Source organism: Natronobacterium texcoconense, assembly GCF_900104065.1.
In the GTDB taxonomy this organism is placed as follows: Archaea; Halobacteriota; Halobacteria; order Halobacteriales; family Natrialbaceae; genus Natronobacterium; species Natronobacterium texcoconense.
This window is the reverse complement of the sequence record NZ_FNLC01000007.1, coordinates 1-23,163: the sequence shown is the minus strand read 5'-3', so window position 1 is coordinate 23,163 and position 23,163 is coordinate 1. Positions and strand designations below refer to the sequence as shown.

Annotated in this window: 25 protein-coding genes; 14 read left to right on the top strand and 11 right to left on the bottom strand. The window is 63.8% G+C overall.

Going from position 1 to position 23,163, the window contains the following annotated elements; all coding sequences use genetic code 11:
• The first annotated feature begins 5 nt into the window (after window positions 1-5).
• On the top strand, window positions 6-1,211 hold the full coding sequence (gene metX, locus BLR35_RS19235; RefSeq protein ID WP_090385771.1) for a homoserine O-acetyltransferase MetX: 1,206 nt from the start codon (window positions 6-8) through the stop codon (window positions 1,209-1,211).
• An 80-nt stretch (window positions 1,212-1,291) separates the two neighbouring features.
• On the opposite strand, the gene BLR35_RS19230 is transcribed toward metX, so the two are convergent.
• From BLR35_RS19230 to serB, 4 genes are all read right to left on the bottom strand, one after another.
• Entirely contained in the window at window positions 1,292-1,657 is a 366-nt protein-coding gene (locus BLR35_RS19230; RefSeq protein ID WP_090385769.1) for a hypothetical protein, read from the bottom strand.
• 96 nt (window positions 1,658-1,753) lie between these two features.
• Window positions 1,754-3,226 carry an amidohydrolase family protein gene (locus BLR35_RS19225; protein ID WP_090385766.1) on the bottom strand — a complete coding sequence of 491 codons (1,473 nt, stop codon included), beginning with the start codon at window positions 3,224-3,226 and terminating at the stop codon, window positions 1,754-1,756.
• A 213-nt stretch (window positions 3,227-3,439) separates the two neighbouring features.
• A complete protein-coding gene (locus BLR35_RS19220; RefSeq protein ID WP_090385763.1) occupies window positions 3,440-4,201 on the bottom strand; it encodes a helix-turn-helix domain-containing protein in 762 nt (253 codons plus the stop codon).
• Window positions 4,202-4,322: 121 nt separating this feature from the next.
• On the bottom strand, window positions 4,323-5,015 hold the full coding sequence (gene serB / locus BLR35_RS19215; protein ID WP_090385760.1) for a phosphoserine phosphatase SerB: 693 nt from the start codon (window positions 5,013-5,015) through the stop codon (window positions 4,323-4,325).
• A 68-nt stretch (window positions 5,016-5,083) separates the two neighbouring features.
• On the opposite strand from serB, the gene BLR35_RS19210 reads away from it, so the two are divergent.
• On the top strand, window positions 5,084-5,728 hold the full coding sequence (locus BLR35_RS19210) for a cyclase family protein (protein WP_090385757.1): 645 nt from the start codon (window positions 5,084-5,086) through the stop codon (window positions 5,726-5,728).
• Window positions 5,729-5,759: 31 nt separating this feature from the next.
• Here BLR35_RS19210 and BLR35_RS19205 read toward each other — a convergent pair whose 3' ends face one another.
• Window positions 5,760-6,209, bottom strand: coding sequence for a universal stress protein (locus tag BLR35_RS19205; protein ID WP_090385755.1), 450 nt, complete (start codon window positions 6,207-6,209; stop codon window positions 5,760-5,762).
• A 96-nt stretch (window positions 6,210-6,305) separates the two neighbouring features.
• Window positions 6,306-7,448, bottom strand: a complete 1,143-nt coding sequence (locus BLR35_RS19200; protein WP_090385751.1) for a mechanosensitive ion channel family protein — start codon at window positions 7,446-7,448, stop codon at window positions 6,306-6,308.
• Between the two features lie 207 nt (window positions 7,449-7,655).
• Here BLR35_RS19200 and BLR35_RS19195 point away from each other — a divergent pair, with 207 nt between their 5' ends.
• From BLR35_RS19195 to BLR35_RS19160, 8 genes are all read left to right on the top strand, one after another.
• Entirely contained in the window at window positions 7,656-8,552 is an 897-nt protein-coding gene (locus BLR35_RS19195; RefSeq protein WP_090385748.1) for an EamA family transporter, read from the top strand.
• A gap of 175 nt (window positions 8,553-8,727) precedes the next feature.
• Window positions 8,728-9,030 carry a hypothetical protein gene (locus BLR35_RS19190; RefSeq protein WP_090385745.1) on the top strand — a complete coding sequence of 101 codons (303 nt, stop codon included), beginning with the start codon at window positions 8,728-8,730 and terminating at the stop codon, window positions 9,028-9,030.
• Window positions 9,031-9,346: 316 nt separating this feature from the next.
• Complete coding sequence (locus BLR35_RS19185) at window positions 9,347-10,894, top strand: ABC transporter substrate-binding protein (protein ID WP_090385742.1); 1,548 nt, start codon at window positions 9,347-9,349, stop codon at window positions 10,892-10,894.
• Between the two features lie 8 nt (window positions 10,895-10,902).
• On the top strand, window positions 10,903-11,853 hold the full coding sequence (gene nikB / locus BLR35_RS19180; protein WP_090385740.1) for a nickel ABC transporter permease: 951 nt from the start codon (window positions 10,903-10,905) through the stop codon (window positions 11,851-11,853).
• The gene (gene nikC, locus BLR35_RS19175) at window positions 11,850-12,758 is read left to right on the top strand and encodes a nickel transporter permease (protein WP_090385737.1); all 909 of its coding nucleotides are present in this window, start codon (window positions 11,850-11,852) and stop codon (window positions 12,756-12,758) included. The genes nikB and nikC overlap by 4 nt, the downstream gene beginning before the upstream one ends.
• Window positions 12,759-12,766: 8 nt before the next feature.
• Window positions 12,767-14,962 (top strand): dipeptide ABC transporter ATP-binding protein, encoded by a 2,196-nt coding sequence (locus tag BLR35_RS19170; protein WP_090385734.1) that lies wholly within the window; start codon window positions 12,767-12,769, stop codon window positions 14,960-14,962.
• 90 nt (window positions 14,963-15,052) lie between these two features.
• Window positions 15,053-16,636 carry a phosphoglycerate dehydrogenase gene (gene serA, locus BLR35_RS19165; protein ID WP_090385731.1) on the top strand — a complete coding sequence of 528 codons (1,584 nt, stop codon included), beginning with the start codon at window positions 15,053-15,055 and terminating at the stop codon, window positions 16,634-16,636.
• 106 nt (window positions 16,637-16,742) lie between these two features.
• A complete protein-coding gene (locus tag BLR35_RS19160) occupies window positions 16,743-17,528 on the top strand; it encodes a CPBP family intramembrane glutamic endopeptidase (protein WP_090385728.1) in 786 nt (261 codons plus the stop codon).
• Between the two features lie 17 nt (window positions 17,529-17,545).
• Here the strand turns inward: BLR35_RS19160 and BLR35_RS19155 are convergent, their stop codons facing one another.
• Both BLR35_RS19155 and BLR35_RS19150 read right to left on the bottom strand, forming a co-directional pair.
• A complete protein-coding gene (locus BLR35_RS19155; protein ID WP_090385724.1) occupies window positions 17,546-18,412 on the bottom strand; it encodes a hypothetical protein in 867 nt (288 codons plus the stop codon).
• 82 nt (window positions 18,413-18,494) lie between these two features.
• Window positions 18,495-19,013 (bottom strand): GNAT family N-acetyltransferase, encoded by a 519-nt coding sequence (locus tag BLR35_RS19150; RefSeq protein WP_090386028.1) that lies wholly within the window; start codon window positions 19,011-19,013, stop codon window positions 18,495-18,497.
• A gap of 84 nt (window positions 19,014-19,097) precedes the next feature.
• Here BLR35_RS19150 and BLR35_RS19145 point away from each other — a divergent pair, with 84 nt between their 5' ends.
• A complete protein-coding gene (locus BLR35_RS19145; protein ID WP_090385721.1) occupies window positions 19,098-19,370 on the top strand; it encodes an AbrB/MazE/SpoVT family DNA-binding domain-containing protein in 273 nt (90 codons plus the stop codon).
• Window positions 19,371-19,415: 45 nt separating this feature from the next.
• Here BLR35_RS19145 and BLR35_RS19140 read toward each other — a convergent pair whose 3' ends face one another.
• Window positions 19,416-19,646, bottom strand: a complete 231-nt coding sequence (locus tag BLR35_RS19140) for a hypothetical protein (protein WP_090385718.1) — start codon at window positions 19,644-19,646, stop codon at window positions 19,416-19,418.
• Window positions 19,647-19,804: 158 nt separating this feature from the next.
• Between BLR35_RS19140 and hisI the strand changes: the two genes are divergently transcribed.
• On the top strand, window positions 19,805-20,173 hold the full coding sequence (hisI, locus tag BLR35_RS19135) for a phosphoribosyl-AMP cyclohydrolase (RefSeq protein ID WP_090385715.1): 369 nt from the start codon (window positions 19,805-19,807) through the stop codon (window positions 20,171-20,173).
• Window positions 20,170-21,333 carry a DUF7118 family protein gene (locus tag BLR35_RS19130; RefSeq protein WP_090385712.1) on the top strand — a complete coding sequence of 388 codons (1,164 nt, stop codon included), beginning with the start codon at window positions 20,170-20,172 and terminating at the stop codon, window positions 21,331-21,333. The genes hisI and BLR35_RS19130 overlap by 4 nt, the downstream gene beginning before the upstream one ends.
• A gap of 36 nt (window positions 21,334-21,369) precedes the next feature.
• On the opposite strand, the gene BLR35_RS19125 is transcribed toward BLR35_RS19130, so the two are convergent.
• Together BLR35_RS19125 and BLR35_RS19120 are read right to left on the bottom strand one after the other, a co-directional pair.
• The gene (locus tag BLR35_RS19125; protein WP_090382829.1) at window positions 21,370-22,647 is read right to left on the bottom strand and encodes an RNA-guided endonuclease TnpB family protein; all 1,278 of its coding nucleotides are present in this window, start codon (window positions 22,645-22,647) and stop codon (window positions 21,370-21,372) included.
• Entirely contained in the window at window positions 22,644-22,799 is a 156-nt protein-coding gene (locus BLR35_RS19120) for a DUF2080 family transposase-associated protein (protein WP_090382832.1), read from the bottom strand. Before BLR35_RS19120 ends, BLR35_RS19125 begins: the two co-directional genes overlap by 4 nt.
• A 53-nt stretch (window positions 22,800-22,852) precedes the next feature.
• Between BLR35_RS19120 and tnpA the strand changes: the two genes are divergently transcribed.
• Window positions 22,853-23,163 (top strand): IS200/IS605 family transposase (tnpA, locus tag BLR35_RS19115; protein WP_090385709.1); only part of this gene is annotated, 311 nt, incomplete at its 3' end.

Genomic DNA, 23,163 nt, shown 5'->3' with positions numbered 1-23,163 from the left:
CACTCGTGACGTCCAGAGACACGATCGACCTCGGCGAGTTCGAATTCCTCTCCGGCGAGTCGATCCCGTCGCTCGAGGTGGCCTACGAGAGTTACGGCGACTTTACAGGCGATAACGCCGTCCTCGTCTGTCACGCCCTGACCGGCAGTTCCCACGTCGCACGGCGACCCGACGCGGGCGACGACACCGCTGGCCAGGCTCGCGCGTGGTGGGGCGACGTCGTCGGCCCCGGGAAAGCGATCGACACCACGGAGTACTACGTCGTCTGTGCGAACGTCCCGGGATCGTGTTACGGGACGACCGGCCCCTCGAGTACGAATCCCGAGACCGGCGAGCCCTACGGCACCGACTTCCCGCCGGTGACGGTCGGCGACTGGACGCGCGCCCAGCGACGATTGCTCGACGAACTCGGCGTCGGCCGACTTCACGCGGTCGTCGGCGGCAGCGTCGGCGGGATGAACGTGCTGGACTGGCTGCGCCGGTATCCCGACGACGTCGAACGCGCCGCAGCGGTTGCCACCGCCGGACGTCTCGACGCGCAGTGTCTCGCGCTCGATACGGTTGCCCGACGTGCGATCACGTCCGATCCGAACTGGAACGGCGGCCACTACTATGGCGGGCCGGAACCCGAGGACGGGCTCGCCCGCGCGCGACAGATCGGTCACATCATGTACCTCTCGAAGGCGTCGATGGCCCAGAAGTTCGGCCGGCGCTCTGCGGGCCGAGAGACCGTCCGCGAGGAGCCACCGGACCCTGCGGCGTCGTTTTTCCCCTACCGCGAGGTCGAGTCGTATCTGGACTACCAGGCCGAGAAGTTCGTCGATCGGTTCGACGCCAACAGTTACCTCTACCTGACCCGCGCGATGGACGATTTCGACCTGTCGGCGGGCTACGAGAGCGACGCCGACGCACTCGCGGCGTTCGAGGGCGAGTTGCTCTTGCTGTCGTTTACCGGAGACTGGCACTTCACGGTCGAGCAGTCGGAGGCGCTGGCCGACGCCGCTCGTGAGGGTCGCGTCGACGTCGCCCACCACGTCGTCGAGTCCGATCACGGCCACGACGCCTTCCTCGTCGAACCGGAGAAGGTCGGTCCGCCGCTGTCCGCCCTGCTCGAGGCGGGACTCGAGGGCCGAAGCATCACCGATACTGCGCCCGGCGACGACGAATCGTCCTCGTTCGCTCCGGTCCACACCAGCCTCTTTTCGGAGTAGTCGGACGGCGACCGGGAGTTCGAGGGCGAACCGCTACGCTGAAAGCTGAAAACGAGCCGCGAGAACGAACGGAGACGAGATCAGTGGTTTTGCTGGGAGTCGACGCGAACGTACTGGTCGGCCGGTAGCTCGTTCGATCCGAGCCGACTCAGCCAGACGCGCACGTCTCGAGCGATCAGCGCGGGGTCGGAGTTCCGGACGATAGTCGGCGTCACGGGTGATCGGATGAGGGCGATGAGCGCCCACATGCTGCCAGCAGCGAAAGAGCCCGCGGCCGAGAACGTCATCCCGAGCGTGAAGAACGTCGCCGCGTAGACGAGACCGATGGCCATCGACGGGAGGCTCGTTCCGAGGGGAACCCTGGCTGTCGCGTCCCGGAGCGTCGGTGCGAGGAATACGATCGAGAGGCCGCTTCCAACCATGAATACGAAGTCTTGCCACATCAAAACTACTTACTCGCTCCTGAGTTAATAACCCTATCGCCCTGGGGAACGGTTCTACTGCCAGTTATTCAGAGATTCTGGACGATCGAAGCCGGTCGATCAGTCGAGGACGCCGCTTCGCTCGAGGACGCGACGGCCCGACCGAACGAGTCGATGCTGGTGGCGTCTCCCTGCCGGGTTGTAGAGGACGCCGTCGCGCTTGACGACGGTGCCGTCCACGAGAACCGTGTCGACGTTCCCGACGCCCGCCTGGAAGACGACCGTTTCGATCGGATCGTGAACCGGCGTCGTGTTGACGTCGTCCGCCTGGATGAGGGCAACGTCAGCCCGCTTACCGGGCGTCAGCGACCCGACCTCGTCCTCGAGGCCGAGCGCCCGTGCGCCCTCGATGGTCGCGAACTCGAGGGCGTCGCGTGCGGTGAGCGAGAGATCCATGACCTGCTCGCCGGCCTCGACCGTCGGCTGGTTGTCGAGCGCGCGCTGGGTCTGCAGGGCGAACCGCGTCTGCGTGAACATGTCGCCGCTGACGTTCGAGACGATGTCGACGCCGATCGACGGGATCGCACCGCCCTCGATGGTCTCCCGTAGCGGCGGCATCCCCATCCCCATCTGCATCTCGACCTCGGGCGTGATCGAGACCGAACCGCCGGACTCGCCGATCAGTTCGAACTCCTCTTCAGTGAGTCGATTGCCGTGGACGTAGTTGAGGTCGTCCCCAAGCAAGTCGAGTTCCTCGAGCGTCTCGACGCCGCCCGGTCCGAGCGAGCCGATGTGCATCGACGCGGGCACGCCGAGTTCGCGTGCGAGTTCGATGTCGTGTTCGACGACCTCGTCGGTCGAGTAGTCTGGGCCGCGGATCCCCAGCGCCAGCGTGAGCAAGCCGTCGTCGGTCGGGAACCGCTCCTCGGCGAGTCGTCGGACGTCGTCGGGGTGGGGCTCCGTACTCTCCTCCCACCACAGGTCGCTGTCGTCGCCCGGCGTTCCGTGGCCGAAGACGGCCCGAATACCGGCGTCCTCGAGCGCGTCGACCGCCCGGTTCGTGTGGCCCGGCGAATTGGCGACGTGGAACCAGTCCAGGATCGTCGTCGCGCCGGCGTTGAGTTGCTCGAGTGCGCCAAAGAGGTTCCCGAGATAGACGTCGTCGGGCGTGTACTGGGCGCTGACCTGGCCAAGCATCAGATCGAGATACTCCATGAACGACCAGTCGCCCGCGACGCCGCGGACGCCGGCCTGCCAGGTGTGGAGATGGGAGTTGACGAAGCCGGGCGTGACGATCGCGTCGCTGGCGTCGATCGTCGCCGCGGCCGGCGCCTCGAGGTCGTGACCGATCTCCTCGATTCGGCCGTCCTCGACGAGCAGGTCCGCGTTCTCGAGGACGCCGTAGTCGGGGTCGACGGTAACGATCGTTCCGTTCTGGATCAGAATTCGGTCTGCCGTCCCCTCGGTACCGGCTTCGTCCTCGGTTGCGCTGCCGGCCGGCGCAAATGAAAGCGCGGCCAGTGCGCTGCCGCCGAGTCCGAGATAGCTTCGTCGCGATACGCCACTGTCAGTGCGCGGTTCGTCGGAGTGCATGTTCGCTCTCGAGCTATCCTACCGGCCGAGAGCGGTTGGAATTTCGTTCGGCATATTCCAACTCGTGTCCGGAAAGCGAAACGAAACCCGGGATGGGACAGGGAGATGGACCACTCGAGACGGCAGACGCTAGTGGCGTCACGAGCCGGAACTGCTGGGAGAAATCGATGGTGGTCGCCCGATTTCGATTGTCAGTCGACGCTTGGAACGGTACTAGTCGTCGGCCGTCGTCGCCATCGCCTGCACCACTGGATCCCCCGTGTCGGTCGAGACGAACGTCCTGGCGAGCCAGGCCTCCGCGCGGGTGAGTCGGTACTGTAGCGTCGATGTCGGAATCCCTTCTTCGTCCGCGATTTCCTGGATCGACATCCTACGCGGATCGTCGTAGTAGCCGTACTCGACGGCCAGCTCGAGCGCCTCGCGCTGTTTGTACGGCAGGTTGGAACGCTCCGCGAGGTCGTCGGGCCAGTCGGTCGAGTCCCCGACTCGTTCGAACTCGAGGGCGAGCCCGTCACGCAGGTTCGCCCCCAGTTCGTCGTAGATAGAGCGAACCGCGACGTCGTCCTCGGCGAGGAGCCGCCACCGGTACTCGTGGCCGTGCTGTTCGGCCCGGCAGAGAACGCCGTCCTCGAGGTGTTTCGCGGCGAGATACGGCACCGACCGACAGCCGTCACCCTCGGACTGGCGGGAGTAGATGAGTCGACGCGTCGGGCGTTCGGCGATCGTCTCGTAGGTCCAGTCGATCGAGCAGCCGCCCATTCCACGGAGGCTGGAACACCGCGAGAGGTTCGCGAGGCGGTCGTCGTAGACCGCCAGTGCCTCTCGAGGACCGGTTACCTCGTCCAGTCGCCACATCGTCTCGGTGGTCGCCTGACACGAGACGGTCCGCGCGTAGAGACCGGGGTGGTCGATGAAAACGTCCATCAGGTGATCCGCACCCCGGTCGTAGGTGATGGTAAAAGCGAATTCGCGCATAGTAGATGGATCACGGGGCAGATACATGAACACCCGGTTGGCATATCGCAAGGAGAGTCGGAACCGAGACATATCGCCGGCAGTGCCAGTCGAAACCGCAGAAACGTAAGAATGGAACAGGTCAGGCCGACTCGAGGACGGCCTCCTCGTCGAGCACCTCGCGGGCCTCCTCCATCGAGGTCACGACGACGTCACACGCCGGTTCGACGGCCGGTTTCGGGTCGAAACCGATCGAGAGCCCCGCGACCTCGAGCATCGGCAGGTCGTTGGCTCCGTCGCCGACCGCGACGGTTTCCGCGAGCGAGACGCCGACGTCGTCGGCCAGATCCTCGAGGGCGTCGTCTTTGGTCCCCTCGATGAGTGGCCCCTCGACGTCGCCGGTGAGTGCTCGCGGCTGATCGCCGCTCGCAGTATCCGAGGCTGTCGCCTCGCTCTCCCCGTCTTCCATCGGCAGTCGGTTCGAGACGATGTGATCGACCGAGACTCCCTCGCGCTCGAGTGCCGTCGCGACGCCGCGTTCGAAGCCGCCGGTCAGGATCGCCGTCGTGACGCCGGCGTCGTTCAATTCGGCGATCAGGTCGGCTGCACCCTCGCGGAGTTCGACCTCGTCGAAGGCGTCGCGGGCGTCGTCCTCGGAGAGGCCCTCGAGCAGGGCTGCTCGTTCCCGTAGACTCTCGGCATAGCCGATTTCGTCGTTCATCGCGCGTTCGGTGATCTCGGCCATGTCGTCGGCGACGCCACAGCGGTCACCGAGCAACACGGTCATCTCGGAGTCGGAAAGCGTCCCGTCGAAGTCGAAGGCGACGACTGTCATCGGTCGCCGATTGTGCGGCCCCGGATAAACCAGTTCAGGTTTTGCCGAGGCAAACGAACGCTCGAGCGATGTACCGCGACCTCTCGCATCCGATCGAGTCCGGAATGCAGACGTATCCCGGCGACCCTGCGGTGGAACTCGAGGAGTGGGCGACAATACCGGAGGACGGCGCTTCCGTTCGAGAACTGCGCTGTAGCAGTCACGCGGGTACCCACATCGACGCCCCAAGTCACACCGAATCCGACGGGGACACCCTCGAGGATCGCGACGTCGGCGAGTACGTCTTCGACGCGCAGTTCGTCGATCTCGCGCCCTGCGAACCACGGGAACCGATCGAGCCAGCGGAGCTGCCGGCCACGCTCGAGTCCGCAGACCTGCTGGTCGTCCGAACCGGCTACGACGCCCACTGGAACACCGATGCCTACCTCGACCATCCGTACCTTACACCAGAGACTGCGACGGTCCTCCGAAACGCGAACTGTGGCGTCGCGACGGATACGCTCAGCCCGGATCCGACGCCGACGGAACGCGCGAGTGCGAACGAACCAGACGGGATTCCCGCCCACGACGAACTGCTGGGTGCCGACCTGCCGATCCTCGAGAACCTCACGAACCTCGAGGAGCTTCCCGAGCGATTCACGCTGTATGCGTTCCCACTGCCGCTGAAAGACGGCGACGGCTCCCCGGTCAGAGCCGTCGCAGCGCTCGAGTAGCTACCGAACGTCGCTACGAAAGCGCCGGCGACTACTCCTCGACCGGCGTCTTGACGATCGTCACCGGCCGAGAGGCCAGTCGTGCGACGCGGTCGGTGACGCTTCCCAGCAGTCGTCGGTACTCGCCCGAGCGCTCTTTCGACCCCATGACCAGCAGGTCGACGTCCTCGTCGTCGGCGTAGTCGAGAATTTCCTCGTGTGGCGTCCCGTGCCTGACCGCCGTCTCCGGCTCGAGACCTGCCTCACGAGCCGATTCAGCGGCCGCCTCGAGAGCGTCCTCACCTTCCTGTTCGAGGGCAGTCTCGAGCCCCTCGAGTTCGTGGACGTACTCGTCGCCGGTGTAGGAGCCGTAGACGTCGCTGTCGACGACGTACAGCAGGTGGAGGTCGGCGTCGGTGTGGTCGGCGAGTGCGATGGCGTGTTCGGTCGCGAGTTCGGCTCCCTTCTCGGCGTCGGTCGGTAGCAGGATTCGGTCGTACATACGCGATGGTACGCGCCGAATGGAAATAATGGTCGGTGCCAGTTCCCGGCTGGCGAAGATCGATACTCGAGAGATGGGTTTGCACGCCGGCGCGGATCAGTCACGATCCGCCGGCGACTCGTCGGTCACGGTTCGCTCGTCGAACTCGTACCCGACGTCGTCCTCCAAAAAGCTGAGTTCCCGCTGTGGGAACGGGATCGTGATCCCGGCGTCCTCGAAGGCATCGTAGACGCCGCGATTGATCCGGTCGATCGCGCGTTTCTCGACCAGCGGGTGGTTGATGTACACTCTGAGTTCGAACACCAGCGCAGAGTCACCGAACTCCTTGAAGAGCAGTTTCGGCGACGGCGAGTCCAAAACGAGCGGACACTCCTCGCAGACCTCGAGGACGAGTTCCTCGACCAGTTCGTAGTCGGTACCGTAAGCGGCCGTGATCGGGATCCGGAGCCGCATGTGTCGCTGTGGCGCGCTCTCGTTGACCACCTGCGTCGAGTTGAGCATCGCGTTCGGCACCGTCACGAGCAGGTTGTCCTCGGTCAGCACCGTCGTGCTCCGGATGCCGACGTCGGTGACCGTCCCGCGCATGTCGTCTTCGACCCGGATGACGTCCCCGAGTTTGTACGTGTTGTCGAAGTACAGGGCGACGCCGCCGATCAGGTTCCCGATGGCGTCCTGGGCGGCAAAGCCGATCACGATGCCGATGACGCCGGCCGACGCGAGGAAGGGCGTGACCTCGAGATCCCAGATCGAGACCAACAGCAGGACGGAACTGATAGCGACGACGATCGTCCAGAGGTTGCCGAACATCGGCGCGAACTCGTAGGTCGCCTCCCCCTCCTGGAGCATCTCGATCCAGTGTCGGCCGATCCGGATCGACGCTCGCGCCCAAAGAACGACCAGCACCGTGCCGATGAGACCGACGACGACCGACTCGAGGAGGTCCAGTACGGCCAGACTGAAGTAGACGCCAAGCAGTGCGACCGTGATCGCAAGCGGCGTGTGGACCTCGGTGAAGGCCGCCCGGCCGAACGTCTCCTCTTCGCCCCTGCTGCCGAGATATCGACGGCTCGCCCACTGGACGAACCGCGCCAGTAGGACCGAGCCAAGCAAGATAAGCGCGACCGAGAGCCACGCACCGTCTCCGAGCGACCCGGCGAACTCGAGTAGAGAGGATTCCAGCCACTCGAGAGGGGACACCTCGAGCGGCGGGGAAACGGTTTCGGCGGATGGAGACGGCATAGACGTGGGTAACGCGTAGTTAACCGAGAGGTAAATACTGTCTGGTGTCGATCGATAGCGCTCGCGTCGTCCATTTCCACCCGACGACAGTTGCTCGGACGACATCGTCGAACGCGACGGTGGACGAATCGCCGAGAGCACAATATTGACCCGTTGCCCGTCCGCACTTCCGGCGATGGCAATACGGACTGGAACGGAGGATCGTCGATGACCGACGCGACGCTTCAGGTACTGGTGCTCGCCCTGATCCCGGCTCTCTTCTGGGGGTTCGCGCCGATCTTCGACAAGCGTGGGATGGCCGCAGGTGGCGGGTCGGTCCAGGCGTCGCTAGTCGTCGTGATCGTCGACTCGGTGATCTACTGGCTCGTCATCGCCGCCCTCTACGGCCGGTCTGCGTTCTCAGGACTTACGCTCGAGGTGCTCGCCGTTTTCGCCTTCGCGGGCGTGATCGGCACCGCACTCGGCCGGATCACGATCTTCGTCGGCGTCGACAAGGTCGGCGCGAGCCTCAACAGTACGATCCTCAGTACGCGACCGCTGTTCGCGACGCTGATCGCGCTGGTCTTTCTCGGCGAACCACTCGGGCCGGTGACGGGCCTGGGCATCGTGATTCTCGTCGCCGGACTCTCGGTGCTGACTGCCTCCCAGGGCGGCGACCTCGAGGGCTGGCAGGCCCGCGAGTTGCTGTGGCCGATCGCCGCCGCGATCACCTTCGCGGTCGCGAACGTCGCCCGACGGTACGGCATGCTCGAGACGCCGATCTCCGCGCTCGAGGCGGTCGCCATCAACGAGACGGCCGGGCTGGTCGCGCTCGTCGCGTACGTTGCTGTCGTCGGTGGGCGGGACGTCCTCGAGAAGCCGCGTGCCTCCTACCGGTACTTCGTCGGCAGCGGCCTGGTGACGACCGTCGCGATGCTGTCGCTGATGGCCGCACTCGGCCTCGAGGAAGGCCGGATCGCCATCGTCGATCCGCTCGTCGCGACCGCGCCGCTGTTTACGCTCGTGTTCGCAGCGGTGTTGTTACGGGACCTCGAGCGTGTAACTCGAGGCGTCGTCGCTGGCGCGGCGCTGGTGGTCGTGGGGGCGGTGTTGATCACGATCTGATCGCGTCCTATCAAACGCCTTATTAGACGGTGGAAAGAAACCGCTCACGAAATCGTTCCTTCCCCGTTCCCGTCCGAACGAGCCGGCGACCGGGCGGCGCTCCTGCCGATCTTCCTGGCGAACCTACGTTCCACTCGTCGGCGTCGTCGCCCTCGAGTGGGAGCCAGCGACGCTCGTGTTCGTCTACGGCGCCGAGGTATTGCTGTCGCTGCTGCTAGCCAGTGGAAAGGCACTGTTCGCCCAGCAGCAGCCCACAGAAGATCGGGACGGCGGCGTCCTGACGGTATCGAACGGGCTGTTGACGGAAAAGCGCGGTCGCGTCCAAGTCGTCGACTGGCTGCCGCCGATCTACCTCCGGAACGTCTCGTTCTCGCTCGTCGTTCTCTACGTGACCCCGGTCTACGCCTTCTTCTTCGCCGCGTACCTGTACGCCGCCTTCGAGGTCGGCTGGGAACTGCTCAGTAGCGAGGTGCTTTGAGCGTCGGCACTCTGGACTCGGGCCATTCTCGGCGAATGACTCGCTGTCGAGTAGTCCGTTAGACTATCGAACGCCGACGAGTCGCCAGTTTCCAGTTCTCAGCCACGACCGAGCCGACGACTCGGGTACATCGAAATCATTAACAAGTAGATTTTCAATACAGCAAGTGAGGTTGTTCAATGACAGCAACACGTCGCCCCAACCGGAGTCATCGTCGACGAACGCCACGCTGCAACCGTAAGCAGCCGAATTCGACGGTGACGCCTGTCGTTTCGGTCCTCACAACGACCATTTGCTCCTCTCGAGTGATCCGATAATGACGCTCGAATCCTCTCGTCGACGCGTTCTCGCCGGCATCGCCGGCGGCGGAGTCGCCGGTCTCGCAGGCTGTGCGGAATCCTCCTCCCGGGACAACGACACGGGATTCACGATCGGACTGTCCTCCGACCCGACCTCGACTGACTCCTACGACACGTGGGGTGGAATGGCACCCTACTGGACGCGCGTCGTCGAACCGCTGGTCTGGGGAACCGACGACATGCAGCCGAAACCGTGGCTGGCAACCGACTGGACCGCAACCGACGACACGACGTGGGTGTTCGAACTCCGGGAAGGTGTTCAGTTCCACAACGGCGACGAACTCACCGCCGACGACGTCGTCCACTCCTTCGAGGAGGACATCCTCACCGACCGCGGTGACTTCGTCCACGGCTGGCTACATCTGGAACCCGGCAGCGTCACGAAAATCGACGACTACACGGTCGAGTTCGAAAACCGGGATCCGTTCCCCGGCTTTCCGGGAACGATCGCCCACAACATGATCGACATCCAGCCGCCCGAAGCCGACCGACGGGCGGGCGAGATCATCGGCACCGGGCCATTCACGCTCGAGGAGATCGAACGCGGCCAGTACGTTCGCGTCGAACGCTTCGACGACTACTGGGGTGACGAACCGAATCCCAGCGAACTCACGTTCCGAGCAGCCGAGGACGCGACGACCCGCACGGATCTACTCGTCAGCGGCGACGCCGACGTGATCTACGACCCGGCGAAGAGTCGCGTCTCGTCGCTCCGGGAGCACGACGACGTTCGACTCGAAACCCAACAGTCGTCGGGTGCGACGTCCGTCTGGATCAATATCCATCGAACGCCGACGGACGACACCGACCTCCGCCGAGCACTCAACTACGCCATCTCACAGGAAGAGATCGTCGAAACGGTGCTCGAAGGCATCGGGAAGCCCGCAGATGGCCCGATATCGACCGTCGTCGACTGGGCCGTCGACTCGGAACTACCGACCTACGAGCGCGACCGGACGACCGCCCGCGACCTCGTCGACCAATCGTCCTACGACGGGGAGGAACTGACCTGTCTCGTGGACAACGACATGGACAACGGACGGGACCTTGCCCAGATCCTCCAGGCCGAGTTCGACGAAATCGGCGTCACCGTCGATGTCGAAATCCTCGAGCGAGCGTCGCTCCAGGACCGAACGGACAGCGGCGAGTTCCACCTCGAACTCGGCAGTACCGGTTCGAACAGCCCCGCGGCGGACTACCTCATGTGGGAGAACTTCCACACGAGAGGGATCGAGAACAACGACCTCCACGAGGCCGACGGAACCGGACTGTACAACCTCGGCGGCGACGTCGACGACCTGATCGAGAGGGGGTATCAGACGCGCGACCCGGACGAGAAACGCGAGGCGTACGTCGAGGCGCAGCGAAAGATCGTGGACGCCGCCGTCGTCGTCCCACTGTATTACCAGGAGGACGCCGTCGCGTTCGACGCCACCCTCGAGGGAATCGACCTCCATCCGATCGCCGCCCTCGTCGAGTGGCACGATCTTGCGAGAACGACCTAACGTGACGGATGAGACGCATTACGTACCTCGCTTACCGGCTGTTGACGGCGCTTGGCGTGACGTTCGGCGTTTCGGTCGTTACCTACGGCCTGATCTTTCTCACGCCCGGCGACCCAGCGAAAGTGATCCTCAGACAGCAACTCGATCGACAGCCGTCCGCAGCCGAAATCGAAGCGTTTCGCGCAGAGAACGGTCTCGACGATCCAGTTCCAATCCAGTACGTGAACTGGCTCACCGACGTCGTTCAGGGAGATCTCGGCACTTCCTACTACAGCGACACGCCGGTCTCGACGCTCATTCTCGAGGCGTTACCGTTTACTCTCGAGTTGGCCGTTGCCGCAATGATCGTCGCACTCGCAATCGCGATTCCGACCGGCGTCCTCAGTGCCGTTCATCGGGGGACGTCGATCGATTACGCGAGTCAGCTCGGCGCGTTGCTCGGCGTTTCGATGCCGAACTTCTGGCTCGGCTACCTGCTGATTCTGGTATTCGCGCTCACGCTCGGCGTCGCACCGGTTTCCGGGGCCGGGAGTTACGACCGGCTGATCCTGCCGGCGATCACGCTCGGAACCGGGATGGCGGCCGTCCTGACCCGCCTCGTCAGAGCCTCGATGCTCGAGGTGCTCGAGGCGGGATACGTCGATGCCGCCCGGACCAGGGGGTTACGGGAGCGAATCGTCGTCTACAAACACGCCCTCCGGAACGCGCTCGTCCCCGTCGTGACGGTTCTCGGCCTGCAGTTGGGGACGTTGTTGAACGGCGCAGTCGTCGTCGAAATCGTCTTCCAGCGGCCGGGGCTCGGAACGGTGCTCGTCGATGCGGTGTTCGAACGCAACTACCCGGTCGTTCAGGGTATCGCCCTCGTTACGGCGGTCGTGTTCGTCGTCACGAACCTGGTCGTCGACCTCACGTACCAGTACCTCGATCCGCGGGTCGCGCTCGGGGGTGAGGCGAGATGATCGACGGCTTCGTCTCGGCTGGGCGAAGCCTTCGCCGACGGTATCGTGTGCTGTGTCGCTCACGTAAATCGGCCGTATTTTTCGCGAATCCGCTCAACGTTGCGGGTCTTTTGATCGTCGCGACGATTACGGTCGTCGCCGTCGTCGGACCTCTCGTTGCGCCGCACGATCCGACGAGCCAGGAGTTGGCGAACCGATTGCAGGGGCCGTCGATGGCCCATCCACTGGGAACGGATCAACTGGGGCGAGACGTGTTTTCCCGGCTGCTCTACGGTGCTCGCCTGTCGCTCGGAATCGCCGTCGCCGTCACTACGATCAGGCTCGTTCTGGGCTCGACGGTCGGTCTCGTCGCCGGATTCGTCGGCGGCTGGGTCGACGAATTTCTGATGCGGCTGGTCGACGTACAGCTCGCGTTTCCGGGACTCGTGCTCGCGCTCGTAATCGCGGGAATACTCGGCCCCAGCCTACGAAACGTGATGGTTGCACTCGCAGTCGTCGGCTGGGGATCGTACGCCCGGATCGTCCGCGGGAGCGTGCTCTCGATGAGAGAACGCGAGTTTATCGACGCAGCACAGCTCATGGGTGTCTCCCGGCCTCGAATCGCAGTCCGACACCTCCTCCCCAACGTCGTCAGTCCGGTCGTCGTCCTCGCCACGATGAATCTGGGCACGGTCATCCTGGGAACCGCGGGTCTCTCGTTTATCGGCCTCGGCGCACAGCCGCCGACCCCGGAGTGGGGGACGATGCTGTCGGCCGGCCGCCACCACCTCCGTGATGCCTGGTGGATCGCGAACGCGCCGGGCGCAGCGATCATGCTGACTGTCCTCGGGTTCAACCTGCTCGGGGACGGGCTTCGGGACGTACTCGATCCGAAACACGACGCGACCCTCGAGAAACCGACCTGAGTACAACTATGCGTTCGATACACACAGATTCGTCTTTCGACGTCGATTCGTCCAGTAGCGACAGCAGTGACAGAGACACCGACGCCGATCAACCGTTGCTCGCAGTCGACGACCTCCACACGCAGTTTCGAACGCCGGACGGCGTCGTCCGCGCGGTCGACGGCGCATCGTTGACCGTCGGTGACGGCGAAATCGTCGGTCTCGTCGGCGAAAGTGGCTTCGGGAAGTCGGTGACGGCCCGGTCGATCGTCGGCTTACAGGAACCGGGCGAGATCACCGACGGAACGATCCAGCTCGACGGGATCGACGTGACCGAAGCAACCGGCAGAGAGCTTCGCAGGCTCCGCGGAACGACCGTTTCGATGGTGTTCCAGAACCCCACCGAGACGCTCAATCCCGTCTTCGACGTCGGCGAACAGATCGCCGAATCGTTCAAAGTCCACGACCGACCTGACTCGCAGCGCCTGCTCGACTACCTGCACGTGCCGCCGTTCAGTCGCCGGTCGGAGTGGCGCGATTACCGCGACCAGGCCGTCGACCTCATGGAACAGGTCGGAATCGCGAGTCCCGAAGACCGCGTCGACGCCTATCCGCACGAACTCTCCGGCGGGATGTGCCAGCGAGCCAGTATCGCCATCGCACTCGCGACCGATCCAGCGTTACTGATCGCCGACGAACCCACGACCGCGCTCGACGCAACGACCCAGGCGCAGTTGCTGGATCGGTTCCGGCAGCTCAACGAGGAACGTGACACGGCAATCCTCCTGATCACGCACGACCTCGGCGTCGTCGCCGAACTCTGCGATCGCGTCGTCGTGATGTACGACGGCGACGTGGTCGAAACCGGCCCGACCGAACGGATTCTCGAGTCTCCCCGTCACCCCTACACCCGATCGCTGCTCGAGTGTCTGCCCCAGCGCGTTCCACGCGGCGCTCGCTTGCCGACGATCGAGGGAACGGTCCCGGAACCCACCGAGGAGCGGACCGGCTGTTCGTTCGCCCCGAGATGCGATCACGCGACCGACGCCTGTCGAGACGGCGAAATTCCGACGGTCGAGTTCGGAGACGATCTGGGTAGCGCGACCTGTGGGGAGCCGAGCGCCCTCGAAGACTTCGGGCGGACGGACCACCCATCGAAGCCCTCGGCCGCGACGACGACCGGTAGGGACGTTCTGGGCGAAGGTGACGCCGGCTCGAGTGAAAACCGATCGGAACGACGGGCCGAGACGCGCGATTCCGATCCGCCGCTCGTCGAACTCGAGGGCGTTTCGAAACGGTACTCGCTCGCCGACGGGATGCTCGAGCGACTGCTTGGAACCGAGGATTCGCTTCGAGCAGTCACCGACGTCGATCTCACGGTTTTGTCGGGGGAAACAGTCGCGCTCGTCGGCGAAAGCGGCTGTGGCAAGTCGACGCTCGCGAACCTCGTGACTGGTCTCGAGACGCCGACAGAGGGGACGATTCGGTTCGGCGGGCGAACGGTCGGCCGAGCGACCGAACGCGCCCACGACGACCTCGCCGACGTCGGCGTCGTCTTTCAGGATCCGCGCTCGAGTCTCAATCCGCGGCTGACGGTCGAGAAAGCGGTCGCCGAACCGCTGCACAGCCACGGGTGGGACCGGGAGCGCAGAGAAGCACGCGTCCAGGAGCTACTCGAGCAGGTCGGCGTTCCGGAACGGCACGCGACGAGTTATCCACACGAACTCTCGGGTGGGCAGGTACAACGCGTCGCCATCGCTCGAGCGATCGCACTCGATCCACGGCTCGTCGTCCTCGACGAACCCGTCTCCGCGCTCGACGTGTCGGTACAGGCACGCATTCTCAATCTCCTGGCCGACCTCCAGGCGGAACTCGACCTGACGTATCTCTGTATCTCCCACGACCTCGGCGTCGTCGAACACGTCGCGGATCGCGTCGCGGTCATGTACCTCGGCGAACTGATGGAAGTCGGTCCCGTCGATTACGTGTTCGATCGGCCGAGTCACCCCTACACGAAGGCGCTACTCGAGGCGATTCCATCGGTCGACGCCAACGGAGAGCCGTCCGGTCGACCACTCTCCGGATCGGTTCCGAGCCCGATCGATCCGCCGGACGGCTGTGCCTTCCGGACGCGGTGTCCGCGAGCCGAACCCGACTGTGCGAACCGCGACCCCGACCAGCAGCGACTCGGACCGGTTCGGTCGAAGTGTCACTTCCCGGAGTGACCGCATCGGGCCACTGTCGTCCCGGCGGTAGTTTTTGCCACCCACTGCGACAACGGAAGGGTTTACCTCTTGCGCCCGATTGTCTCGCGCATGAAAGTGCTCGTCACGGACCCCATCGCGGACGCGGGTCTGGACGTACTCAGAGACGCCGGCCACGAAGTCGAAACGGGCTACGAACTCGAGGGCGAGGACCTCCTCGAGGCAGTATCCGACGCAGGCGGGCTGATCGTCCGCTCCGGAACCGAAGTCACCGAGGAGGTGCTCGAGGCAGCCGAAGAGCTGGCCATCGTCGGCCGTGCGGGGATCGGCGTCGACAACATCGACATCGACGCCGCGACCGACGAGGGCGTCATCGTCGCCAACGCGCCGGAGGGCAACGTCCGCGCCGCGGCCGAACACACCGTCGCGATGACGTTCGCGACCGCACGCTCGATCCCACAGGCACACATCCGCCTGAAAGACGGCGAGTGGGCGAAAAGCGACTACCTCGGCGCCGAACTGAACGGAAAGACGCTCGGCGTCGTCGGCCTCGGTCGCGTCGGCCAGGAGGTCGCCAAGAAACTCGACTCGCTTGGAATGGACATCGTCGCCTTCGACCCCTACATCTCCGAGGACCGCGCCGACCGACTCGGTGCCGAACTCGTCGAGTTCGAGCCGTGTCTCGAGCGCGCCGACTTCCTGACGATCCACACGCCGCTGACCCCCGAGACCGAGGGGATGATCGGTGAGGAAGAACTCGATCTGCTCGAGGGCGGCCACCTCGTCAACGTCGGCCGTGGCGGTATCGTTCAGGAAGACGCGCTCGCCGCGAAAGTCGAAGACGGAACGCTCGCAGGTGCTGCACTCGACGTCTTCGCCGAGGAGCCACTGGCCGAGGACTCGCCGCTACTCGAGCAGGACGACGTTATCGTCACGCCACACCTCGGGGCCTCGACGGAAGCCGCCCAGGAGAACGTCGCGACCTCGACTGCCGAACAGGTCGTCGCCGCTCTCGCGGGCGAACCCGTCGCGAACGCGCTCAACGCCCCGTCGATCGACGAGAGTGCGTTCCCACGCGTCGAACCCTACATCGAGATCGCAGAGACCGCCGGCAAGGTCGCCGCGCAGTTGCTCGACGGCCGCATCGAAAGCGTCGAGATCACCTACGAAGGCGACATCGCCGAAGAAGACGTCGAGTTCGTCACCGCCTCTGCACTGAAAGGCGTCTTCGAACCGCTCGAGTGGCAGGTCAACGCGGTCAACGCACCGCAGATCGCCGACGACCGCGGCGTCGACGTCACCGAGTCCAAGACCCGCCAGGCCGCAGACTTCCAGAGCCTGATCTCGGTACAGGTCGGCAACGGCGACGAAGAGGTCGCGGTCGACGGAACGCTGTTCGCTGGCGACGATCCACGGATCGTCCGGGTCGACGGCTACCGCGTCGACGCGATCCCCCACGGGAAGATGGTCGTCACCCGAAACACCGACGAACCCGGTGTCATCGGCCTCATCGGGAGCGTAATGGGCAAACACGACGTCAACATCGCAGGGATGTTCAACGCCCGCGAGACGATCGGCGGCGAGGCACTGACCGTCTACAACGTCGACAGCCAGGTCCCCGACGAAGCCAAAGCGGAGTTGAACGAGGACGAACGGATCATCGGCGTCGACTACATCACCCTGAACGGGCAGTAACTCGAGCGGTTACCGGGTTCTCGACGGTACCTCTTCTGGCCACCGTTCGATCTGCAGTCTCGAGCGTATCGTCACACTGATCGTATCTGACAATCTATCGGAACGTATGTCGTCCCCGCAACCACCAGAGGGTGAATCCGAAGGGCTGCCGGAGCGATCACCGCTGATCGCTGCCGCCGGTGCGATCGGTTACGTCGTCGGCGTGTTCGCGTTCGTCATCGCCGCCAGCATCGTCCTGACCGCCGGTCTCGCGATAGCGTTCTTTCTCGCGGATACGCCCGAGACGTTCGAGTGGCTGTTGACCGGCGACGGGAGTATCTACCTCGTCGTCGCGGAGGCGCTCTTGCTCGGATTCGGAACGGTCGCCGCCGCGTTGCTCTCGTTCTCACTGGGCTGGATACCGAAGCGTGTCGTCGGGTTCGCGGTTCCCACCGGGCGACAACTGCTCGTCGGCGTCGGTGCCACCGTCGGCCTCGTCGTCCTCGCGGCGTTGCTGTCCGCGCTCGTCGAATTCGTGGGTGCTCCCGCGTCGGACCACGCGCTCTTCGACGAGGACGCTCCCGTGAGTTACTACGTCGTCCTCGCCGTGCTCTCGATTCTGGTAATCGGCCCCGTCGAAGAACTGCTGTTTCGCGGGCTAATACAGAACTACCTGCGCTCCGCAGTCACGCCCGTATGGGCGGTCGTCTGGACGTCAGTCCTCTTCGCCGTCGTTCACCTGCCGGCGTATCTCACGGGCGCGTTCTCGACCGCCGTGGCCTCACTCGCCGTAATCTTCGTCCTCTCGCTGGTACTGGGAGCAATCTACGAACGGTATCGAAACGTCGTCCTCGTCATGTTGATCCACGGCTTCTACAACGCCGTGCTGTTCGGGTTCGAAATCGTCGCCTGAGCGACTTTCCGTCCGAACTACGCCTCCGGCGGCGCTCCAACGACCGTCGCCGTCCTGCCTTCCATCGACGACTCCGTAACCGAACTCGAGATCTCCTCGAGTCCCGACAGCGTCTCCTCGGTCAGGTCTTCTTCGCGGGCGAAGACGAACACCCAGGTCAGTTCGTCGGCCGTCGGCGACTCGCTCGAGACGCCCCAGAGGTAGATCCCGTCGACGTCGACGCTGTCTCCCATCGGCGAACCGTAGTGGGCGGTGACCGTCTCCTCGTGTGGAAGCTGTCTGAACAGGTGGGTGAACTCGGGGTCGGCCTCCTCGAGGCGTTCGTACTCGCCGCGGTGGGCGTCGATCCGGCGTTCGTAGTCCCCGCCGACGACGATCGCGTCCTCGCCGACGGCGACCGTCCGGACGTCGCCGTCGAACGGTTCCTCGACGACGACGTAGCCTGCGTATTCGTCGACCTGCTCGAGGTCGTCGTCGGCAGCGACCTCCTCGTGAACCGAGTCGGGGTCGAAGTCGCCGAAGAAGACCTGCGTGAACGACTGGATGAGGTGGGCGTCGACCGTTTCGGTCGAGATGCCGAAGGCGTCGGGGAAGCCGGCTCCGAGGTCGGTATCCTCGGGGAACACTTCGGTGTAGTCGAACCGTCGGTTCCCTTCCATGGCGGTATCCGAGAGTAGCCAGGTCCGGTACTCCTGGGCTGTGTTCCAGTCGGGTTCGATGTCACGTTCGGGAGGTTCGGGCGGTCTCGAGTCGCCACCGCCGTCGACGTCGGTGTCGTCCGAATCGTCGTCCTCGTGACCGTCACTGTCGTCGCTACTGAGACAGCCGGCGAGTCCGACCGCCGCGAGCGCGACGACGCCGCGACGCGTAACGGTGTGATCCATACGAATCGCCACCACGAACGGAGTAATAACGTCTCGTGACTGTCCGCTGAGTGAGAACGTCCACAAGTCGTGATGACGTGGGCTACAGAACCAACGTATAGATCGACGTCTCGTACGATCCGTCTCCGATCTCAATCTCCCTGTCGTCGGTGTGTTCGAATCCCCGGCGCTCGTAGAACTGCCGGGCGTCGTCGTTCGCCGCGAACACCTCGAGTCGGACGGTATCGACGGAGTCGGGGAGTAGCTCGAGTCCGCTCTCGAGTAGGGCGGTGCCGACGCCTTCGTTCCAGCAGTCGGGATGGACGTAGATCGCCTTCAGTTCCACCTCGTCGTCGGCCACGAACTCCTTCGTCTCCGCGTCGCCCCATCGCAGGTCGACGAATCCCTGGACTTCACCCTCGTCGACGGCGATCAGGACGCCCTCTTCGTTTTCCGCGAGGCCGTCGACCCAGGGCTCGAGTTCCTCCGCGGTCGGATCGACCGGCTGGGACTCGAGGGCGTCCTCGGGGAGTATCCCGTCGTAGCCCTCGCGCCACGCCAGTCCGTGGGCCCTGACGACGCCACGGACGTCTTCTCGACCCTCGACGTGTCGGATTTCCATGTAGTAGTGCTCGAGTGCGTTCGGTAAAAATGCTCCCGGGTAGCCTTCCGACAGCATCAAAGTATGAACGTGGTAGAAAGGCGTATGAACGAGGGAGAACGGCGAAAAATCGGCGAGCGTGGACAAATAACGATCCCCAAACAGCTCCGGGAGGCGTTGGATCTCCGAGGTGGCGACGAAGTGCTCGTTCGTGAGGAGGGAGAGAAAATCGTCATCGAACGACCGATTTCACGCGAGGACCTCGCCGAGGGATATCAGAAACGAACCCGACAACAGCAGGAGATAGTCGACGAGATGCGTGGAACCGCACAGGAAGCGAACGATCACCTCGGCGACGTTCCCGGGTGGGAGAAATAAGGCGATGGCGTGCGTCGGATCCGTTACTCGGTCGGTCCGGGACTGTTACTTCATGTTCATCGACACCCAGTCCGGTATCCGTTTCGTGTTTTCGCCGAGAACCGACAGCAGATAGATGGCTATCGGGAGAACGAAGCCGACAGAAACGAGATAGACGATATCGAGTTCACTGGGGTTTTCGAAGAGAATACCGGCATACTGCAAAACGGCGAGCGTGGCCAGAACGACTGCGATCGTTTTGACGTGCTCCGTCGGATCGGGCGTCGGAAACTCCACGTGACAAATATACACTAGGAACCGATATAAGTGTTAACACGACTCGAGAACACCAGCGATTTCGTGAGGCGAACCGACCGAACACGGCTCCGGCCGTTATTTACCGCGCCGAGAAACGCGGCAAAAGACCTATCGCCCCGACGACCATCCTCTCGAGTATGGACGACGGCATTGCGGTCGACTTCGGCGAGGACGGACTCGTCCCCGCCGTCGCACAGGACGCCGAGACGGGCGAGATACTCATGCTCGCCTACGTCTCCCCCGAGGCCCTCGAGCGAACCCGCGAGACCGGTCGTGCCCACTACTACTCCCGGAGCCGCGACGAACTCTGGGAGAAAGGCGCGACGAGCGGCCACGTGCAGTCGGTCGAGGAGATTCGGGTCGACTGCGACGCCGATACCCTCCTCTATCTGGTCGACCAGGAAGGTGGCGCGTGTCACACCGGACATCGGTCGTGTTTCTACCGAACGATAGAGGGCGAGAACGTCGGCGAACAGGTGTTCGACCCCGACGAAGTGTACGAATGAGCGAACGAATCCAGACCAGCGACGCACCCGTGCCGAACGACGAACCGACCCCGCTCGAGTCCCTCGAGGCTGCACGCAATCGCTACGAGAAGGCACGACGTCGAATCGAGGAGGAAGGCGGCGAGGCGGTCGAAGACGCCGCCGACGCCTACCGATCGGCGACAGACCTCCTCGACTCCTACGTCGACCGGGCGACCGGAACCGGCCGGGAGAACTTCAAGGCCTACGTCGAACTCGAGGGGAAGTTCGCCAGTCTGGTCGAGAACCTGCCCGAGGACCTGCAGAGCCGCGCCGCCTTCGAGGACGCGCTCGATTCGATCGACAAACGACGGCTCAGCGAGTCCGACTTCGAGAAGGCCCACGCCGCACTCGAGCCGGCCGAACGGTACGACGAGTTGCTTCGGGAGCGAGAGGATGCCCGCGAACAGGTAGCGGAGGCCCGGAAAGACGCGTCCCGTCGACTCGGGGCGATCGACGACGAACTCGACGAGCGCGAGCGGTTGCTCGAACTCGCGAACGCGGACCTGGACGCGCCGGTCGAACGTCTCCGGGAGCCGATCGAGGCGTACAACGAGGCGATCCGCGAAGCAGTCACCGAGTATCGACTCGAGGCTTCGGCCCGCGAGGTGTTCGCCCTCCTCGAGCGCAGTCGGTGGTATCCCTTCGTCGGGTACGAGCACCCGCCCGAGGACCTCAGAGAGTACGTCGAGACCAGTTCCGACGGTGAGTACACGATTCCGGAACTGCTCGAGTACGCCGATTACTCGCGGTCGAAACTCGAGCACTACGTCGAGGACGCGGACGTCCTCAAACGGCGGGTGGCGACCCAGCGGACCTTCCTCGACAACGTCGACGCCGAACCATTGACGATCGAGTGGCCGCCCGGACCGGCGGGCGAACTCCGTCGGCGCACCCGCGAATACCGGCCGTTCGTCGAGCGCGTCGGCGGCGGGGAACTCGTCGAACGCCTGCGGGACGTCCGTACCCTGACCTACGACGACGAGTACGACCGGCTCCAGACCGCAGCCCAGGCGGTCGCTCAACTCACCCCCGAGGAACGCGAGCGGCTGACCGACGGCCGCGTCGCCGACGAACTCGAGGCGCTGCGGGAAGAACGGGAACGACTCGAGGAGGCGCTCGAGGTCGACGACCCGGTGTGAACCGCCTCGGGGTCAAGCCCCGAGGCTTCCCGTGGTTTAGTCGGACACTCCCACCTGACCATCGGCCTGATAGCCTCGAACGGTCGGGTGGGTCACGGTCGGGGCGTCCACGGCCCCCGATGCCTGCCGTCGCACCTTCCGAACAACGGGAAGGCTGTTGAGAGCAGGCACATTCCAGTCCTGATGCTTCTCGATGCCTTTCACGGCAATATTCACGCTTGCACCCCGGTCGCTGTGGTCTTGATGCCCACAGTCCCGACACTTGAACCGCTTCTTGTTACGATTCGCACGCTCCGTATGCCCACACATCGGACACCGCTGGCTGGTGTACTCGGGGTTAATCCACGCAGTCGGAATCTCCTCGAATGACGCCTTGTACGACGTGTAGTATTGGAGAGCGCGGAACGGGAGGTGGTGCAAGCGTCGGTTCATCCGCGTGCCGTAATCGATACTGTCGCGCATCTCTTTGAGGTCTTCAAAGACGATGCACGGCCTCTCGAACTGACGGCTCCACTCCACGATGTGCCGAGATACCTTGTGGAGTCGGTCGCGGACAAACCGTTCCTCACGCCCTTCGAGCGCATCGTGGATACTGTCCTTCCCCGCGCTCTGGACACGTTTCCGCATCGTGAAATAGCGGTGCCGCTCGAACTTAATTTCGGGAAAGTCAATGACTAACGTGTCCTCAACCCCATCCTCGGAGAGCGCAGCCAGAGCCACGTTGTCCTCGTTCACGTCCACGCCGACGACTGTCCGCGAGTCCTGTTTGTCTCGAACGGTCTGCTCGGTGTTGGTGACGTTGACGTGCAACTCGGCGTTCCCGTTGTGGAACAGGGCTTCTGCTGTGCCAATATTCCACTCGTCGCTTTCGAGCGCGGTCTTGAGAATTTCGAAGTGGGCGTCGTCGCCTTCAAGGACGCCTTTGATGTGCTTGTACGGCTTCGCGCTGATGCGGAACGCCACGTCGCCGTCGTCAGTAAGCGATAGGTTGTACCCTTCCTCGTAGTTCGCACGAAGCGGGTACGTGCCGTCCTTGGTATGGCTCGGTTGGCCGAAGTCGTCGTACTCGTAGTAGTTCTCCATCGCACCAAGAGCCTTCGCAACGACGCGCTGTGTCGTGTTCTTCACGAGATCGGCGTCGTCGGCCACGCGGTCGGGAATGGCGTTCCAGTCTACGCCCTCTTTGGCGAGACGGATGGTTTCGTTGTACGCCGACCGTGCTTCGAGGCAGGCGTCGTACAGCAGGCTCTCGTTGTCACTCTGTATGTTGAGTTGGAAGTCCAGCGTCTTGGTGAGAGCCTGTGCGTCGGTCATTCGTCGTCTTGTTCGGTGGGTTCTGAGGTTCGGACGACTTTCACGTCGGCTCCACGCCAGCGTTTGGGGACGGTGACGTGGGCGCTGTTCCCGAACGGCTTGACCTCGCCGTCGAGGACTTCCTCGCCGTCGATTTCAAAGCGATTCGCCATACTTTCGTATATCCTTTGGATATACTTAATTGTGTTGGTGGAGTGGGTTCGATATGGGCGAGGAACGGTCGAATCACACGGTGTACAACGTCAACTACCACTTCGTGTGGTGCTCGAAGTATCGCCATGCGATTCTCGAACCAATCGAGGAATCACTGGAAGCGAGTTTCCGCGATGTGTGCGACGAGTACGGCTACGAGATACTAGCACTCCACATTTCTCCCGACCACGTACACCTGTTTCTGTCAGCCCATCCGAAGCACTCACCGAGCGAAATCGTGCGGACGGTTAAGAGCATCACGGCACGGGAGATGTGGGAACAGCACGAACCGTTCTTGGAGGAATACCTGTGGGGTGGCGGATT

Excerpts from the sequence above, each read along its gene's own strand:
- BLR35_RS19225 (WP_090385766.1), bottom strand. The coding sequence starts at position 3,226 with ATGCACTCCGACGAACCGCGCACTGACAGTGGCGTATCGCGACGAAGC.
- BLR35_RS19220 (WP_090385763.1), bottom strand. The coding sequence starts at position 4,201 with ATGCGCGAATTCGCTTTTACCATCACCTACGACCGGGGTGCGGATCAC.
- serB (WP_090385760.1), bottom strand. The coding sequence starts at position 5,015 with ATGACAGTCGTCGCCTTCGACTTCGACGGGACGCTTTCCGACTCCGAG.
- BLR35_RS19210 (WP_090385757.1), top strand. The coding sequence starts at position 5,084 with ATGTACCGCGACCTCTCGCATCCGATCGAGTCCGGAATGCAGACGTAT.
- BLR35_RS19205 (WP_090385755.1), bottom strand. The coding sequence starts at position 6,209 with ATGTACGACCGAATCCTGCTACCGACCGACGCCGAGAAGGGAGCCGAA.
- BLR35_RS19200 (WP_090385751.1), bottom strand. The coding sequence starts at position 7,448 with ATGCCGTCTCCATCCGCCGAAACCGTTTCCCCGCCGCTCGAGGTGTCC.
- BLR35_RS19195 (WP_090385748.1), top strand. The coding sequence starts at position 7,656 with ATGACCGACGCGACGCTTCAGGTACTGGTGCTCGCCCTGATCCCGGCT.
- BLR35_RS19185 (WP_090385742.1), top strand. The coding sequence starts at position 9,347 with ATGACGCTCGAATCCTCTCGTCGACGCGTTCTCGCCGGCATCGCCGGC.
- nikB (WP_090385740.1), top strand. The coding sequence starts at position 10,903 with ATGAGACGCATTACGTACCTCGCTTACCGGCTGTTGACGGCGCTTGGC.
- nikC (WP_090385737.1), top strand. The coding sequence starts at position 11,850 with ATGATCGACGGCTTCGTCTCGGCTGGGCGAAGCCTTCGCCGACGGTAT.
- BLR35_RS19170 (WP_090385734.1), top strand. The coding sequence starts at position 12,767 with ATGCGTTCGATACACACAGATTCGTCTTTCGACGTCGATTCGTCCAGT.
- serA (WP_090385731.1), top strand. The coding sequence starts at position 15,053 with ATGAAAGTGCTCGTCACGGACCCCATCGCGGACGCGGGTCTGGACGTA.
- BLR35_RS19160 (WP_090385728.1), top strand. The coding sequence starts at position 16,743 with ATGTCGTCCCCGCAACCACCAGAGGGTGAATCCGAAGGGCTGCCGGAG.
- BLR35_RS19155 (WP_090385724.1), bottom strand. The coding sequence starts at position 18,412 with ATGGATCACACCGTTACGCGTCGCGGCGTCGTCGCGCTCGCGGCGGTC.
- BLR35_RS19150 (WP_090386028.1), bottom strand. The coding sequence starts at position 19,013 with ATGGAAATCCGACACGTCGAGGGTCGAGAAGACGTCCGTGGCGTCGTC.
- BLR35_RS19145 (WP_090385721.1), top strand. The coding sequence starts at position 19,098 with ATGAACGAGGGAGAACGGCGAAAAATCGGCGAGCGTGGACAAATAACG.
- hisI (WP_090385715.1), top strand. The coding sequence starts at position 19,805 with ATGGACGACGGCATTGCGGTCGACTTCGGCGAGGACGGACTCGTCCCC.
- BLR35_RS19130 (WP_090385712.1), top strand. The coding sequence starts at position 20,170 with ATGAGCGAACGAATCCAGACCAGCGACGCACCCGTGCCGAACGACGAA.
- BLR35_RS19125 (WP_090382829.1), bottom strand. The coding sequence starts at position 22,647 with ATGACCGACGCACAGGCTCTCACCAAGACGCTGGACTTCCAACTCAAC.
- BLR35_RS19120 (WP_090382832.1), bottom strand. The coding sequence starts at position 22,799 with ATGGCGAATCGCTTTGAAATCGACGGCGAGGAAGTCCTCGACGGCGAG.